The following is a 16,003-nucleotide window of genomic DNA, read 5'->3' as shown; positions in this document are numbered from 1 at the left end:
TAGTTTATACTATCTTCGTTGTTGAAGTCGCCTTCTTTTTCCATCGGTATTGGTTAACTTGAAGCTCGAATCGAAATCCAAGTTTAAACTTAAACTCGCTTGGTAACGATCGTTCGGCGTTTGACCCGCCGTGGCTCCAAGCTCTGATGTGTAAGATGCCAAATCAAGTTGCAAAAACCATAAATCCACACCTAAACCATAACTGAGATAGCCCTGATTATAACCGGCACGGATATCGATTAAAGCCAGCGACAGTTCTGTACCTAAGTGTAACTTTTTGGTGATGTCACCGTCATTGCGAACAAATTTATACTCAAAGGCATTTGTCCAGGTGATAAATCCCAGTTCTTTTGAAGCCGCGGCACCTAATATTAAATTATTTTCCTGGCGATCAGGACCATCACCTTGAGTTGGATTAAATTTGGTATCACCGACATCTTTCCAGAACGCGGCCAAATCCACATTCCAGCTGCCTTTGTGGGTATACAGCGCGGCCAAATCCAAGGCGTTACCTTTACCTTTGTTTAACAGTTGCGACTCGATCACATCTTCCGGACTGCTGCCGATCAAGCTGCTCACCAGAATATCAGCGTTACCCTGCCAGCGTTTGATATGGCGGAGCGACACACCCAAAGAAAAATTATCGGTGATCGGAACCGCGCCACCGACCACATAGGCATAGTCGCTGGTAAAGTCGATATTAAAAGTCGGAAATGACGGATTATTAAACGACATCAATAGTGTATTATTTGAATAGGCACCGACACCGACATAAGGGACGACGACGCCACCGTAGCCGGTGATTTCGGTGAAAATCTGTTTACCGTAGAGTTCATTGACATCCGACTCGTCAAAAGTATCACCGAAGCCTTCAGCTAAATCGGTCGCATTCGTAGAAACTGCCGGACCAAAAGTAATCATGTTTAGACTAAAACCATTTACACGCGCCAAGGCTGCCGGATTATTAAAAATCGCGTCCGTGCCGCGGGCAAAAGCGATTGAAGTACCGCCCATACCCTGCGAGCGGGTCGATTGACCCATCTGAAACAGCTCTATGGCCGATGCATTAAAAGCAAAAAATAAAATGCACAAAAGGCTGATGTTTTTCATTTTACATCCTCACACTAAGTCCCGGGACAAGCTGCGTCGATTTCCTGCGCATCATCACCCTGCTCGTCACCAATACCGTAATTCGAAGTATTTAAAAGTCTGCGGATCACATCACGTGTCTGACTGGTCACAGCATCTTTGTCTGTCACTGAACACTCAGCCCCTGGAATCGATTCACACACGGCGATTGAATCCGTTAAACCTGCCATTGAAGCATCACCCAACAACTCTGCCGAAACAAAGGCCACGTTAGTAACAAAATACCCATAACCGACAATGATATCGTTCATCTGATCATCGGTAACCAGGGTGTCGTTACAGATCATGTTGTTGGCATCCATTGCGCCGTTACCATTGTTATTGGTGCCGTCTTTATCGGCGTAAGCACGCAATGAGATGCCCATGAACACTAAACCAGTAATCGCACTGAAGGTATTTTGATTGGCCGTACGCTGGGCCGGCGTACCGATGGAATCCATCGTCTGTAAAGCCAGCAGGCAATACTCAGGCGCTGCTTCGACCTGCACAAACGGCTGCATCATCACGTCAAAGACCGCATTTGCGGTGTTATCAGCAAATGAGGTCACATATTCTATAAAGTTAAATCCGCACTTACCCGCGTACGCGCTGGCCAGAAGTTCTTTAGTCGTTACTTTAGCCTGTGCACCGGCCGATAATTTATTTAATAAAATATCCAGGGCGTAATCATAGTTCTGGGCATTGTTGGCCTTGGTCGCTTCTTCAAGATAATAATCATCAGAAGTCTGCGACGACAAACCCGACAAAACATTCGGGCCACAGGAATGGCTTAATAAACTCAATATAAGTACAAGCAAAATATTCTTTTTCATAACAGTACCTTTATAATGTTTCACATTAATACCTAATCAATATACGGGTTGCATAACGGCGGTCTTCCTGCGGATCATCTTCGGTGCCGATCTCTTCACCGTAACTTGAGATCTGCCACGCAAATCTCTCTGAAGAAATCTCGATTCCGCCGGTATAATAGTTCTGATTCATACCGAGGCGTAAGAAAAACAAATCCTTAAAATTGATTTCGCCACCGATGTGCAGGCGTTTTTTAGTGCCTTCTTCATCACGTGAGTTGGCAATATCGCGGTATTCAACGGTCCATACACTTCTGATTTTATTACCATGGATCGGAAACAAAGAGATCGCTGCATCGATTGACTGCTTAACGGTTGCCGGCTGCGAAGCGGTGCGCGCACGCACGCCATCGCGCAGATTAAATTCGGTATCTCCGATATCACGGGCAACGACAGATAAAGTCGGAACCCAGTCCACTGGCATTTGCACCATGAGGGCCGCATCATAGGCGATACCTGAACCTTCAGCCGCGATTGTACCTAAGTCAAACGGACCGTTGGTAGAAAGAGTCGCACTGACCACTTCAATTCGGTTTATCGCTTTTGCGCTCGCACCAATCTTAATCACACCGCCGAACAACGATTGGTTAAAGCCCAACACCACACCAAAATCGTTCTGATAAAAAGTATCCATTGAGGTTGTAGCCGTTTTGCTCACCACAGCGTTTAATTCGTTACGGTAAAGTAATCCGAAACCGAAATTCTTAGTGGTAAAACTTGGCGTAAACTGCACCTTAGCGTGATAAAATTCGCCCGGATTTTTCTGCAGCTGTTCGGCCATGCCTTCAACTTCAACAGCCTTGGTAAAGCTATCGCCGCGCACGATGTCGGTAAATGTACCCTGCCCCTCGAGCTCAGGATCAATTAACGAACCGAAATAGCCACGGATACTGCCCATGTTGGCCGGATTACGATAAAGCGAAGTTTCATCACTGGTGACACCGATTAAAGCGCCGCCCATACCTAATGCTCTGGTGTTGGTATAACCTTCTACCCACTCTGAAGTAGCCAGCGCAGCGGCCGGCATAAGCAGACAGGCTGTTATAAATGCTGATAAAATTTTGGTACTTCTTGCACCCATGATATTAAGTTCCTTCTTAATTATTATCTCATTGTCAGTCTTCCTATCGGAATATGCCGGCAGAACTTGAATTAAATTGAGACACTTAGGCGTGCGAAAAAGCCGCACTTAAGTCGGGATTTGATACGGCATTTAGCTTAAAGCGCGAATAAGGTTAAGAACTTGCAAATTTAAGTCTTCAAGGTTCGTCGAATTATCCAGGCAATAGTTGGCCCGGCTTATTTTTTCGCTCATTGGTAGCTGCGCATTGATCCGGGCAAGCGCCTGGGTATGGGTTAGATTATTTCTGAGCATGATGCGCTCGACCTGAGTCGTGAGTGGTGCGTACACTAAAACGATCTGGTCAAATTGGGCGTTTAATTTTTTTTCAAACAACAACGGCACATCATAAAAGCACAAAGCCTCGCCGCTTTCGTGAAACTTTTTTTTGCGCTGCTGGACTTCAGCCTGGATCAGTGGATGCAGAATATTTTCTAACTGCAGTAATTTTTGCGGATCGTTGAAGACGATATCACCCAAGTGCCTGCGGTTTAGCGAGCGATCGGCATTGATGATGTCTTTCCCGAATTGAGACACGATCTCAGCATAACCCGGACCTCCGGCCTGCGTGAGTTCGTGCGAGATCATATCCGCATCAATGACCGGAATATTCATCGTTAACAATTTGTTTTTAACGCTCGACTTGCCAGTGGCAATCCCGCCCGTTAGTCCAATCCATTTCATTGTGATACATGACGCACGCCATCTCTCGGCGGCACCCTACCTTGGACTATATCATGAAACTTAAAGCGCTTTTTGTAAAGGTAAGACTTCAGTTAGCCGATGATGACATAGATGTCGAGTTTCGAAAAATTTGGTAAATACATTCTTTTAGAAAAATTAGCCGCCGGCGGTATGGCCGAAGTGTACTTAGCCAAATCTGCAGGCGCCAATGGCGTGAGTAAATTCGTTGCCGTCAAACGTATTCTGCCTCAGTTCTCAAACAATGATGAATTCATCGAGATGTTCCAGGAAGAAGCCAAAGTTTCGATGAACTTAAACCACTCGAGTGTGGTTTCTACCTACGATTTCGGTACCGAAAAAGGTCAGTTCTTCATCGTTATGGAATTCGTCGAAGGCCGAAACCTCCGCCAGATCATCAATGAACTTAAAAAATTCAACCGCTCAATCAAAACTGAAGAAGCGGTTTACATTGTTAAAGAAGCCGCTGCAGGCCTTGATCACGCGCACCGCTGCGTGGATAAAAACACCGGCCGCCCGCTGAATATCACTCACCGTGATATGTCACCACAGAACATTATGATTTCGTTCGAAGGTGAAGCCAAAGTTATCGATTTCGGTATCGCCAAACAAAGTGAACCAAACGGCGAAGAAACCAAAGCCGGTACGTTAAAAGGTAAATTTGCTTACATGTCGCCGGAGCAGGCCGAAGCTGAAGAAGTTGACCCGCGCACAGACGTGTTTGCCTTAGGTATTATTCTTTGGGAACTTTTAGCTAACGACCGTTTATTTACCGGCAGCAACGAAAACGCCATCTTACGTAAAGTGCGTGAGTGCCAGGTGCAGTCGATCCGTAAAATCAACCCTCTTGTTCCGCAGGAGCTTGACCGCATCGTCATGAAAGCGTTAGCGAAAGACAAAAACGTTCGCTACCAGACAGCAGCGGCCTTACAAAAAGACTTAAACCGTTTTTTAAATACGCAGTATCCGGATTTTTCACCGCACGACTTCAGTAAAACTGTTATTGAATGTTTTAAAACAGCTTACCAAGAAGGCCGCGAAAAATTGATTACTTATGCAAAAGTAGATTTTTCTGATAAAGAACTTCAGCAGCAGCCGATTTCATTTGCACCAGCTGAAGATAAATCAGATTCAGCATCTAAATCTGCTGGCAATAATCAGGCACCACCGCCACCGCCGCCGGTGAAGCTGGTTTCGCTTGAACCAAAAGGATTAACTCAGGAACAACAGTTTAAAATTGATCTTGATGGTATCAAAAATGCGAAAACTCAGCAGCTGCATACCAATAAAAATACTCCCCGTGCAGGCAGCGGTAACCCAAGACCGGTGTCTAACGAAACCAGTATTGGCTACAACACCCGCGTAACCCAGAATACGCGCATCAGTATGCCGCAACAACCAACCAACAATGAATCAATGGCTGATGTTGTCATGAAGCTTGTGATCATCGCTGTTATGGGCGTTGCCGGTTACTGGGGTTACAATAAATATTTAGGAACGCCAACCCGTAAAATCGCTAAAAAACAGCAGGTTACCGAAGAAGGTCAGGTTGATCTTTCGGCCACAGCAGCGGTTAAAGTTTCTATCTCCAGCCAACCAAGTGGTGCCAGAATTTACATTGATGGTGTTGATACCCAGCGTACGACTCCGTCGATTGTGACCATGACGGCCAACAAGGATACGAAAATTACGCTTAAAAAAGAAAGTTATTACCAGTACGAAGTTGTTAAATCATTTAACGACACAGGTATTTTAACGACGACGTTGCAGCAGATGCCGCAGGCAGGCTTTATCAACATCAATATCCAGAATGGCGGCGCCAAACCTGTGATCTACGTTAACAACCAACGTCTATCAGAACAACCGCCGATTAAACGTTATGCCGTTACCGCCGGTACGGAGATTACCGTGACCGGGGTAAACCCGATTACTCAGCTAAAAGACGAAGTAAAAGTTAAAGTTGAATCCGGCAGCGAAGCGACCGTCGATTTAATTTTAGGTCGAACGAAATAAGCAAATAATATAACATTATAATAAAACACCTAACGATATGGCCACCAGCATGACAACAGCAAGCAAAACGAGCGATCAATCTATTCATCTTTGGTTAAAAAATGCCTATACGCGCAAAGAGCAAATCGCATTTAAACACAAAAAAAAAGGCCAATGGGCAGAAAAAAATAATTACCAGTACTTGCAGCTGATCACCCATATGCAGGGCTTTTTAAAAGAAAATAAAATCTCAACCGGCAGTAAAGTCGCGCTCATGTCGGCTACCCGCTGGGAATGGGCCTTGACCGACGTGGCCACTCTGGCCATGGGGGCAATTTTAGTTCCGATCTACCCTAACTTAACTGATGAAGATGTGATTTATATTCTTGATCACTGCGAAGCCGAATTGTTATTTGTCGACAATAAAAAAACGCACGCGCAATTTGAACGTATTAATGCAAAATTGCAAAAACAGATTAAGTGCCTGGTGTTTGAAGAACTGGATATGGACTCCGGTTATGTCGGCGACAGCTCGATAGAATTATTAATTAACCACGCAGCCCAGACCAAACTGGAAGACCCGGCAACGATCATTTACACCTCAGGAACTACCGGACGCCCGAAAGGCGTTTTACTGCAACATCACGCATTGATTTCTGAAGTTTACGAAGCCTTCTCGCTGTTTAAAATTTCGCACGAAGATATTTCGCTTGCATTCTTACCGTTTGCGCACGTTATGGGGCGCGTAGAGCACTGGGGCGCATTGTTTCGCGGCTCACAAGTGGCTTACGCCGAATCGATCGAATTATTGAAGCGCAACTTAAGCGAGGTAAAACCAACTTACCTGGTGGCTGTACCGCGTATTTTTGAAAAAATCTATTCCGGTATCGCAGCCCTGGTTGAAACCAATCCGTTAAAGAAAAAACTTTTTGACCAAACCCTGGCGCTGGCGAAAAAAATCTCTTATTACCGCGAAACCAAACAGGCCGCTCCCCTGGTGCATGCCTTAGCTTATGAAGGTTTATCTAAAATCGTCTTAGGCCCTATCCGCCAGGCGTTTGGCGGACGCCTGCGTTTTGCAATCAGCGGCGGCGCCCCGTTAAGTCCTGACCTGGGACTGTTTTTTTCTTACCTCGGTATCCGCATTTTTGAGGGTTACGGTTTAACCGAAACCTTTGCCGCAATCACGGTAAACACTGAAACCCACTGGGAATTAGGTACGGTTGGCCGCCCGATCGGCGATGTACAGATCAAATTTGCCGGCGATGGCGAAATTCTGGTTAAGAGCCGAAAGTGTTTAAAAGAATATTACAAAAACCCCGAAGCCACAGCGGCAGCCATCGATAAAGACGGTTTTTTTGCCACTGGTGATATCGGTGAGTTTACGGCTAATGGTTATCTAAAAATCACTGACCGCAAAAAAGATCTTATCAAAACCGCCGGCGGTAAATACGTGGCTCCGCAAAAACTAGAGGGCCTGTTAAAGCAAGAACCGATCGTTTCACAGGTGTTTATCTGTGGTGATCAACGTAAGTTTATCTCGGCATTAATTACGGTTGAGTCACTACCGATCGAAGCTACGGCACAACAGAAAGCTGAAGTGCTGCAAAAAATCAAAGCGCAGGTTCAAAAGGTGAATTCACAACTTGCAAGTTTTGAAACTATCAAAAAATTTGAAGTGCTTTTTGAAGTCTGGTCGGTTGAAAACGGCTGCCTGACACCGTCCATGAAAGTAAAACGCAAATTCATCGAAAACCGCTACGCGCATATTCTAGATGATATGTACGGCGGCGCAAGCGGCAAAGAATAGACACCTGCGTGACAAAATAGGGCTCCTCGCCGTTCATTATCATATAAACAAGTCATATATTAGCGCTAGCCAGGCATTGCCTGGCCTAAGCTTCGCAATTTGTTTAAACGTTAAGTTAATAACAGATCGGAAGCTATATGAAATCACTTATCGTATGGAGCATTGTTTTCTTTCAGCTGCAGGCATTTGCCTGCGATGATCAAATTAAACCTTTTGCCAGAGATTGTGCGATTCAAGACCGCTATATCTCGTTAAAAAATGCGTACGCCAGCAAACAGATAAATATCGACGAGATAGCCGAGTACCGTGTCATTCGCTTTGTCGACCGCCACAACTGGGAACGTGCAAAAATATCCCGTATTAAGCCTGAACAAATCTATCAACCCGCCCCGGCAACCTGGAGCGTGTGGGATGCCGGAATCCGTGAAGTAATTCGTGTTGGCGGTGTTAAGGGCCAGTTGAATAACGGCTTTGAGCTTAACGAAGACAATATCGCTTATATAAATAAAGTGCTTTTATTTAACGAACAGATGAACCTGAATATCAAGGGCCAAGGCACTGACTCGACGTTAAAACCCGGTGAATACCGTAAAGTGACCAGCACAGGCGTTGGCTTTCGCTCTGGTGGCAGAGACTACTCGCCGATGATCGCTGCCTCTGAAGAATCAATGAACCGTTTACAGGCCCATTGGGAATCGCTGATGGGAGCCACGTTCTCATCTCTGTTACAAAGCACTGGATCACCTCACCACAACGGTGCAAACCTACGATCAGGTATGAAAGCCAACGAGACTCTCAGTTTCGTATCTTATGCTCCAAGTGCAAATGTCCCGGCGGCATTAGACTGGATCAAAAACTTTATCAGTTTAAATCTTCAACGCTACCGCGATGGCAACCCGGTATTATCCCCAATGGAATTAGCAACGGTTGCGCAGAAATGGTTTGTCAGTATCCACCCGTTCTCTGATGGCAACGGAAGAACTTCGCGTGCGATCCAAGATTTAATCTTGGCTCATTTTGAAATGCCTTTCGTTCCGGGTGGAGATTTACAAGACGACGCAACTGCAGTTTATGAAGACTATTTACAAAGAACCTATGCTAAAACAGAAGCACTATTAACTGCGTTAGAACTGTGTTTAACCGTAAATACCGCTGCTTACCACTGCCAAACGGTTGACAAATTAAATACCATGGCCGCTCCGCCAGCCCAACAGCTACTATTCAAAAAAGTTCCGAAGAAGGATTAATTATAAATGCTAGGTAAGCTTTCTGTCTTCATTCTGACTTTACACTTATGCGGAGCCGCTCTGGCTTTTGATGACGGGCGCTTCGAAATAAGTGAATCCGGACAGACTTACTGGCTGCCTGATAATATCCCTTACGGGATCTATCACGATTTTAAAGAAGAACTGGTCACGCTGCCGACCCAAGCCAGGACCACAACCGAAGAAGAACAGTGCCGCGATTCGTATCAGAAATTATTTTCTAAACCCGAACTTAACTGGTCGATTTATTTTGGCTACGGTGACGGCGCCGGCGAAAAATACACCACCGATATGGCCGAACGCGATATCTTCGAAAAAGAAATCAAAGCCCCATGTCCGCAGTTTCGACCTGACATTGAGTTGTGTGATTTTAAAGCTGACGATTTAATCTCTGGCCAATACACCAAACAAATCACAACAAAAGACGGTCGGTCGGTGACCGTGCGCCTAAAACTATTTAATGCCTCTTTAACCAGTGAAATCGCTGTAAACAACGCCCGTAAAGCTGAACAAAAGAAAAAAGCTAAAGCCCTGGAGAAATCTTTTCTTCATGCCCTGGAGACAGATGACATCGTATTTTACAGTGGCCATTCCCGTCACGGCTCTGGCCCTGGCTTTCGCCCTTTATCGAAAAATCCGCTATCACGTTTTTTCACAGGATTATTCAGACCGATGGCTTCAAAAATGTACAGCCGTTTAGGTGAAGACGATCGTTATGAGAACGACGATATTTATCACTCGACATCAACAAACACCACCGGCAAAAGCGCTGCTATACTTGGTTTTTTTGCCTGCGAAGCTGAAGCCCACTTCGGTGCAAACCTCGCACACAGAACGGATGCCGGGTTAATTTTAACTCGCCAGTCGATTACCACTGTCGATAATATGCGCCTGTTGTATGCGTCGACCAACAGTTTACTGACCCAGTCGTGCGAAAGAGATTTTGCACAGAGTATGAATAAAGCAATTAAAACTATTTACTACCGTCCCAAAAAGGGAATTCCCACATCTTACGAAGATAGAATGCCCAAGTTTTTTAATTTTTTTCATAAAGATAAAGTGAAATACCGCAATGATCTATTACTGTACTTTCAGAATAAAAAAGAAGTCGGTATCGCCATCGAACAACTGCCCGAGTCCAATTAGACTGACTGCGCCCTGTCGTCAGCCCTCTAGGGCACCTGTAAAAACTTTTGACACCTCAGTTGTCATAAATTCGCCTACAGGCAAAACAAGCGAGGCACAGCCCTTGCTGTTTACAGGGAAAGGCAAGGAGTTTTGCTATGTTTAAGTTTAGATCTTTATTCACAATGAGATGTATGTTCTTCGCATATTTAGTCTTAGTGACTTTCATGGTGACCGCTTGTCAAAAGAACAATAACTCAGATGACGGCGTAATTACTACTGACTGTATTAACTACCCGCAAGCCTGCCAAACTCAATATTATAACCAGCCTGGCTTTACCCCGTATAACTACTACGGCTACGGTCAACAAGGTGGCGTATTCTATAATAACGGCTACTATGGCTCTGGCACTAGCCCGTTTCACCAAATGTATAACTCAGCTTATTTATGTAACTGCCCGGCAGGTTCGGTTCCGACCTACAATAACTACGCGGGTCTTGGCTGCGTGCAGTCAAGCTTGCTTGGCGGCTATCAGGGCTACGCTTATTTTGGCTATAACACATCAAACAATAACCAATGGACAAACATTCCGCAAATTTCGAATGTTCAAGGCTACAATAACAGCAGCTGTTACAACGGTGTTGTGCAATCGTGCATAGTGAATGATCAAGCAACCTGCAGAACCGGCTATACTTGCCGCCCTTCTTCTGCTGCGTCAGCCATCGGTATCTGTGTGTCGAATGGAGCGAATGGTCAAGGCGGCCAAATCTGGCGTTAATTTTACCTATAATTTCATAGATTTTATATAATTTATTCGATTCAACTGTAAAAATCAGCCATAGTATTGGGTATCAAAGAGGTACCCAATATGGCATTAAACCCCCTATTAGAAAAATTCACTCATAAAGACCAGGCCGCTCCGTTTGATCAAATCAAAACTGAGCACTATATGCCGGCTTTGGAAGAAGCCATCAAAGAAGCCAAAGCCAACTTAGAAAAAATCAAAAACGAAAAAAATCTGACGTTTCAAAATACTATCGTAGCGTTAGAACAGCTTTCGGAAAAGTTAGACCGCGCTTCAAACATCTACTTCAACTTGTTTTCGGCCGAAGCCAGCGAGGAACACCAGGCCTTGGCGCAGAAAATTTCGCCGTTGTTGTCATCATTCGCATCAGATGTTTCTTTAGATGAAGAAGTCTTCAAGAAAATTAAATTCATCTTTGATAACCGCGTTGGCTTAGGTTTAACCGGCGAAGATTTAAAACTGACCGAAAAGATGTACAAAGATTTTTCCCGTAACGGGGCTTTATTAAATCCGGAGCAAAAAGAAAAATTACGCGCCCTTGACCAGGAGCTTTCAGTACTAAGCCCGCTGTTTTCAGAAAACTGCTTAAAGGCGATAAACGCTTTTGAAATGTATATCACAGATAGCAAAGATCTTGCGGGACTTCCGGAAGGCGCCATTGAAGCTGCGGCTCTGGCTGCAGAAGCCAAAGGTAAAAAAGGCCAATGGTTATTTAATCTACAAGCACCTTCGTTAATTCCGTTTTTAACCTACGCTGATAACCGTGCCTTACGTGAAAAAATGTGGCGCGCAACCAGTTCGAAAAATTTCAACGACCAGTTTGACAACCAGGCCACGGTATTAAAGATCATCAAATTATCTAACGAGCGCGCCCAGATCCTGGGTTTTAAAACTTATGCAGAGTATGTTTTAGAAGAACGTATGGCGCAAAAACCATCTACAGTTTTCGCGTTCTTAGAAAAGCTGATCGAACCTTCGATGAAAGCCGCAAAACGCGATTTGGAAGAAGTAAAGAAATTCGCCGGCACCGACGATATCAAACCGTGGGATTTTGCATACTACTCAGAAAAACTAAAAGAGCAAAAATACGCTTTCAACGAAGAAGAGCTGCGTCCTTATTTTAAACTGGAAAATGTGGTTGAAGGTGTTTTTGAACACGCCCGCAGGCTTTTTGGTCTTACGTTTAAACAGATCAACGACATCCCGGTTTATCACCCGGATGTTAAAACCTACGAAGTGTTTGAAGAAGGCACAAATAAATATATCGGCCTTTTCTACACCGACTTCTTCCCGCGTGAGACAAAAAAATCCGGCGCCTGGATGACCTCTTACCGTGAGCAGGGTACGTGGTCAGGCGAAATCAAACGCCCGCATGTAAGTATCGTCTGTAACTTTACCAAACCGACACCGACCAAACCCTCGTTACTATCGTACGACGAGGTTTCGACGTTATTCCATGAAATGGGCCATGCCCTGCACGGCTTACTTTCTGATTGTAAATACAAATCACTGGCCGGCACCAACGTGTACTGGGATTTCGTAGAGCTTCCGTCGCAAATCATGGAAAACTGGGTTAAAGAAAAAGACGGTTTAGACGTATTTGCCAAACACTATGAAACCGGCGCCCCGATTCCTGTAGAGTTAGTTGAAAAAATCAAACGCTCGGCCCAGTTCCAGTCTGGCTGGATGTCTTTACGCCAGTTAACTTTTGGCTGGTTGGATATGAACTGGTACACCACTGATCCAGATCAAATCACCGATGTCGACGCCTTTGAAACAAAAACTTTAGAGCGCCTAAGACTGCTTCCTAAAGAAGAAGGACAAAACATGTCGGTAAGCTTCAGCCATATCTTCGGTGGCGGTTACGCTGCCGGATACTACTCATACAAGTGGGCCGAAGTTTTAGATGCCGACGCCTTTGAGTACTTCAAAGAAAAAGGATTATTCAATAAAGAAATCGGTACGAAATTCAAAACAGCTATTCTTAGCCGGGGTGGCACTTCCCACCCGATGGAACTGTATAAAGAATTCCGTGGCCGCGAACCAGATACTCAGGCGTTATTAAAACGCGACGGATTGGTGTAATACGCCCATGAAAGAAAAGCATTTACGACTTAAGCTGAATAAAAAAATCGCCATCGTTTACCGTATCCATTCACCGGAAGCAGTTCGCATGGCGAAAAAAGTTGTCGCCAAACTAAAAGCTAAACGCATTAAAGTATTTACGGCACCGGAGCAGAAACAACTAGAAGGCACGCAGATGCTGATCAGCTCAAACGAATTAAAAGAAATGAGCTTAGTGATTGTTCTTGGCGGCGACGGTACATACCTGCGTGCGGTGCGCTTACTTAAGGGCCACCAGGTTCCGATTCTCGGTTTTAATATGGGCTACCTTGGCTTTTTAACCGCTCACGCGGCCTCTGATGTTTTTGCAATTATCGACGAAACATTAAAAAACAAAATGGTTGTGCAATCGAGATCGCGTATTCACGCTTCAGTTAAACTTAAATCTGGCCGCCGAGTGGCCTTTGATGCGCTAAATGACGTGGTCATTGAGCGCGGTTCGTTCTCGCAATTAATTTCAACGGCCGTGTATTTTGATAAATCTTACGTTAACCACATCAAAGCCGACGGTCTGATTATTTCAAGCCCGACCGGATCTACCGCCTATAACCTGGCTGCCGGTGGCCCGTTACTGCATCCTGAAACCAAAGCCCTGGTGTTAACGCCGGTTGCTCCGCACTCGCTAACGACCCGCCCGCTGATCTTTCCGGATGATAAAAAACTGGTGATCAAAGTTGAACAGCAAACCGTTTCAAGCAACTTAATTATCGATGGTCAGAAGGTCTTAGAACTTTCACAGGATGATGAAGTGACCATTACCCGCTGCGAAACAGATCACGTGATGATCCGCAGAAGCGGACATAACTTTTTTGAATTATTAAAAGAAAAACTTAAATTCGGAGATCGCTATGCTTCAGGAACTTAGAGTTTCTCAGTTTGCCATTATTGATTCTTTAAATATCGAATTTCAGAATGGTTTAAATATTTTATCCGGCGAAACTGGCTCGGGAAAATCGGTTTTATTAAAATCATTAGCGCTGTTAATGGGCGAAAAGGCCTCAGCCGACACGATCCGTACCGGCTGTACACAGGCCACAGTTGAGGGTTCGTTTTACTTAAAAAGCCGCCCAGATCTGAAAAACCACCTAGAGTCTTTAGGGATTGAAATCGAAGATCACCAATTGATCGTTCGCCGCATTATTTCTTCTGGCGATAAATCAAAAGTTTACTTAAACGGTGTACTCTCACCGCTGGCGCAGTTGCGCGATATCGTAGCCCCACTCATTGAAGTGACCGGCCCGTCTGCACCGCTGATTGAAATGACCGGCCAGCATGACAACAGAAATCTTTTATCAAAGGCCTATCACCTGGATTTATTGGACCAATACGCGGGTCACTGGGATAAGCGTATGACCTTTGAAAGCCAATACCAAAAATGGGTAGAGCTTAAGTCACAAATTGCAGATTTTGAAATAAAAGCCCAGGAAAAAGCCCAACGTTTGGATTTTTTAAAATTCCAGTTCCAGGAATTTGAAAAGTTAGATCTTCAGCCAGAAGATGCCCAATTAGAAATTGAAATTAAAAAATTAAAGAATTCTTCTAAACTTTTACAGTTTGCTGACCTTTGTGACCAATTGGTTTACCAAGATGATGGCTCTGTTTCTGCCCGGTTAAAAACAATTCAGAAAAAAGCTCTTGAGGTAGCCGCACTTGATCCTGCATTACAGGAAAAAGTCGTCGCCTTAGACCAGGCACAAAGCTTGATTGACGATGCGATCTACGCTGTTCGCACCTATGTCAATAAAATCGACGCTGATCCGGAAATGCTTGAAGAAAAAGAATCGCGTTTAAGCCAGATCCGCAAACTTCAGAAAAAACACGGTGAAGACTTAAATGCATTAATGACAGTCTTTAGCCAAATGGCCGACGAAATCAAAGCTCTCGAGAACAGCGACCAGCACTTGGAGCAACTTAAAAAACAAGCGACTGTGCTTGAACTTGAATTAAAAAAACAGGCTGCCGAGCTTCACAAAACCCGCACGGCGAACGCCAAAAAACTGACCGAAAAAGTAAACCAGGAACTTTTAGACCTAAACATGAAAGGGGTCCTTTTTGACGTGCATATCGCGTCTTTAGAGACACTTTCAGCAACCGGCAGCTCTGATGTTGAGTTCTTGTCACAAACGTCACCTAAAGACCCAAAGCGCGCCTTAAACAAAGCCGCCAGCGGTGGCGAGTTATCACGTATTCTTCTTTCGCTTAAAAAGTCGGTGGGTAAATCGGATTTTCCGCGCACTTACCTGTTTGACGAAGTCGATACCGGCGTTTCAGGAACAACCGCAGAAAAAGTCGGCCGCAAGCTAAAAGAAATCGCCCGTGGCCAACAGGTTATTTGCGTAACACACTTACCGCAAGTAGCGGCTTTTGGTGACGTTCACTTTTCAATTCAAAAATCGACTCTTAAGGATCAGGCCGTTATGACGGTCAATGAACTTAAAAAGCAGGATCGCGTTGAAGAAATCGCCCGTTTAATTTCGGGCGAGAAAATAACAAAAACGTCGATTGCGCACGCGCAAGAACTTATCAAAGAGTGTCAGGCGTAATATACGACCTGAATAAAGCACTTCGCTTTGGCCACCCTGAACGGAATGATCAGATGTTTAGCTTTTTCTTCAGGGTGATTTAGTCTTTCAGTAAAATTCATTGTCGGAATAGCCGATTTAAACTGATAGCCTAACGGGTTTAACAGCGACTTCATTCGGCCATAGACCACACTTGTCACCGCGCCGGCCCAGTCAATGGCATCTTCGTTAACCTGTGTTGGGGTGCGACCTAAAGCTTTTGCCATCATCGTTAATATGGCCACATCAGCAAAGTGCAACTGCAGCAGACCACGCTGATCAGCATTGTTTAATTCAACTGTTGCACTGGCGTGTCCGGCAGGAATCCAGTGTTCGGCCACAAAGCTGCTTTCAAAATCGCAAGCTAAATGACACATCTCTCGGATGGTTTCCTGCAGACCGGCAGCTACGGCGTTGGCAAAATTTTCATCGAAGAAAAAATGTTTAAGTTCAGTTTTAACAGCTACAGCAGACATTACTTACCTTTCTTTTGGACTA

13 protein-coding genes are annotated in these 16,003 nt (G+C 44.8%); 8 read left to right on the top strand and 5 right to left on the bottom strand.

Annotated features, from left to right (window positions below; all coding sequences use genetic code 11):
- Positions 1-9: 9 nt before the first annotated feature.
- The 4 genes from AC04MM_RS00690 to coaE all read right to left on the bottom strand — a co-directional run bounded on the left by AC04MM_RS00690 (position 10) and on the right by coaE (position 3,804).
- On the bottom strand, positions 10-1,110 hold the full coding sequence (locus tag AC04MM_RS00690; protein WP_475378394.1) for a hypothetical protein: 1,101 nt from the start codon (positions 1,108-1,110) through the stop codon (positions 10-12).
- A 14-nt stretch (positions 1,111-1,124) separates the two neighbouring features.
- On the bottom strand, positions 1,125-1,961 hold the full coding sequence (locus AC04MM_RS00685; protein WP_475378393.1) for a hypothetical protein: 837 nt from the start codon (positions 1,959-1,961) through the stop codon (positions 1,125-1,127).
- A 25-nt stretch (positions 1,962-1,986) separates the two neighbouring features.
- A complete protein-coding gene (locus AC04MM_RS00680; RefSeq protein WP_475378392.1) occupies positions 1,987-3,081 on the bottom strand; it encodes a hypothetical protein in 1,095 nt (364 codons plus the stop codon).
- 132 nt (positions 3,082-3,213) lie between these two features.
- Positions 3,214-3,804, bottom strand: a complete 591-nt coding sequence (gene coaE / locus AC04MM_RS00675) for a dephospho-CoA kinase (protein ID WP_475378391.1) — start codon at positions 3,802-3,804, stop codon at positions 3,214-3,216.
- 111 nt (positions 3,805-3,915) lie between these two features.
- Between coaE and AC04MM_RS00670 the strand changes: the two genes are divergently transcribed.
- The 8 genes from AC04MM_RS00670 to recN all read left to right on the top strand — a co-directional run bounded on the left by AC04MM_RS00670 (position 3,916) and on the right by recN (position 15,487).
- Complete coding sequence (locus tag AC04MM_RS00670) at positions 3,916-5,835, top strand: protein kinase domain-containing protein (RefSeq protein WP_475378390.1); 1,920 nt, start codon at positions 3,916-3,918, stop codon at positions 5,833-5,835.
- A 49-nt stretch (positions 5,836-5,884) separates the two neighbouring features.
- The gene (locus AC04MM_RS00665; RefSeq protein WP_475378389.1) at positions 5,885-7,624 is read left to right on the top strand and encodes an AMP-dependent synthetase/ligase; all 1,740 of its coding nucleotides are present in this window, start codon (positions 5,885-5,887) and stop codon (positions 7,622-7,624) included.
- A 137-nt stretch (positions 7,625-7,761) separates the two neighbouring features.
- On the top strand, positions 7,762-8,871 hold the full coding sequence (locus AC04MM_RS00660) for a Fic family protein (RefSeq protein WP_475378388.1): 1,110 nt from the start codon (positions 7,762-7,764) through the stop codon (positions 8,869-8,871).
- Between the two features lie 6 nt (positions 8,872-8,877).
- The gene (locus tag AC04MM_RS00655) at positions 8,878-10,035 is read left to right on the top strand and encodes a hypothetical protein (protein ID WP_475378387.1); all 1,158 of its coding nucleotides are present in this window, start codon (positions 8,878-8,880) and stop codon (positions 10,033-10,035) included.
- A 137-nt stretch (positions 10,036-10,172) separates the two neighbouring features.
- A complete protein-coding gene (locus tag AC04MM_RS00650) occupies positions 10,173-10,793 on the top strand; it encodes a hypothetical protein (protein ID WP_475378386.1) in 621 nt (206 codons plus the stop codon).
- Positions 10,794-10,883: 90 nt separating this feature from the next.
- Positions 10,884-12,905: a M3 family metallopeptidase gene (locus tag AC04MM_RS00645; RefSeq protein ID WP_475378385.1), complete on the top strand. Its 2,022-nt coding sequence runs from the start codon at positions 10,884-10,886 to the stop codon at positions 12,903-12,905.
- Between the two features lie 7 nt (positions 12,906-12,912).
- The gene (locus tag AC04MM_RS00640; protein ID WP_475378384.1) at positions 12,913-13,809 is read left to right on the top strand and encodes an NAD(+)/NADH kinase; all 897 of its coding nucleotides are present in this window, start codon (positions 12,913-12,915) and stop codon (positions 13,807-13,809) included.
- Complete coding sequence (gene recN, locus AC04MM_RS00635; RefSeq protein ID WP_475378383.1) at positions 13,793-15,487, top strand: DNA repair protein RecN; 1,695 nt, start codon at positions 13,793-13,795, stop codon at positions 15,485-15,487. Before AC04MM_RS00640 ends, recN begins: the two co-directional genes overlap by 17 nt.
- Here recN and AC04MM_RS00630 read toward each other — a convergent pair.
- Positions 15,478-15,981: a chemotaxis protein CheX gene (locus AC04MM_RS00630; RefSeq protein WP_475378382.1), complete on the bottom strand. Its 504-nt coding sequence runs from the start codon at positions 15,979-15,981 to the stop codon at positions 15,478-15,480. The two genes, recN and AC04MM_RS00630, sit on opposite strands and share 10 nt — an antisense overlap.
- Between the last annotated feature and the right edge of the window lie 22 nt (positions 15,982-16,003).

It is taken from the genome of Bdellovibrio sp. SBM16, from assembly GCF_056175625.1.
This window is presented reverse-complemented; position numbering and strand designations above follow the sequence as displayed.

Excerpts from the sequence above, each read along its gene's own strand:
- AC04MM_RS00630 (WP_475378382.1), bottom strand. The coding sequence starts at position 15,981 with ATGTCTGCTGTAGCTGTTAAAACTGAACTTAAACATTTTTTCTTCGAT.
- coaE (WP_475378391.1), bottom strand. The coding sequence starts at position 3,804 with ATGAAATGGATTGGACTAACGGGCGGGATTGCCACTGGCAAGTCGAGC.
- AC04MM_RS00685 (WP_475378393.1), bottom strand. The coding sequence starts at position 1,961 with ATGAAAAAGAATATTTTGCTTGTACTTATATTGAGTTTATTAAGCCAT.
- AC04MM_RS00680 (WP_475378392.1), bottom strand. The coding sequence starts at position 3,081 with ATGGGTGCAAGAAGTACCAAAATTTTATCAGCATTTATAACAGCCTGT.
- AC04MM_RS00670 (WP_475378390.1), top strand. The coding sequence starts at position 3,916 with ATGTCGAGTTTCGAAAAATTTGGTAAATACATTCTTTTAGAAAAATTA.
- AC04MM_RS00655 (WP_475378387.1), top strand. The coding sequence starts at position 8,878 with ATGCTAGGTAAGCTTTCTGTCTTCATTCTGACTTTACACTTATGCGGA.
- AC04MM_RS00690 (WP_475378394.1), bottom strand. The coding sequence starts at position 1,110 with ATGAAAAACATCAGCCTTTTGTGCATTTTATTTTTTGCTTTTAATGCA.
- recN (WP_475378383.1), top strand. The coding sequence starts at position 13,793 with ATGCTTCAGGAACTTAGAGTTTCTCAGTTTGCCATTATTGATTCTTTA.
- AC04MM_RS00650 (WP_475378386.1), top strand. The coding sequence starts at position 10,173 with ATGTTTAAGTTTAGATCTTTATTCACAATGAGATGTATGTTCTTCGCA.
- AC04MM_RS00665 (WP_475378389.1), top strand. The coding sequence starts at position 5,885 with ATGACAACAGCAAGCAAAACGAGCGATCAATCTATTCATCTTTGGTTA.
- AC04MM_RS00640 (WP_475378384.1), top strand. The coding sequence starts at position 12,913 with ATGAAAGAAAAGCATTTACGACTTAAGCTGAATAAAAAAATCGCCATC.
- AC04MM_RS00645 (WP_475378385.1), top strand. The coding sequence starts at position 10,884 with ATGGCATTAAACCCCCTATTAGAAAAATTCACTCATAAAGACCAGGCC.
- AC04MM_RS00660 (WP_475378388.1), top strand. The coding sequence starts at position 7,762 with ATGAAATCACTTATCGTATGGAGCATTGTTTTCTTTCAGCTGCAGGCA.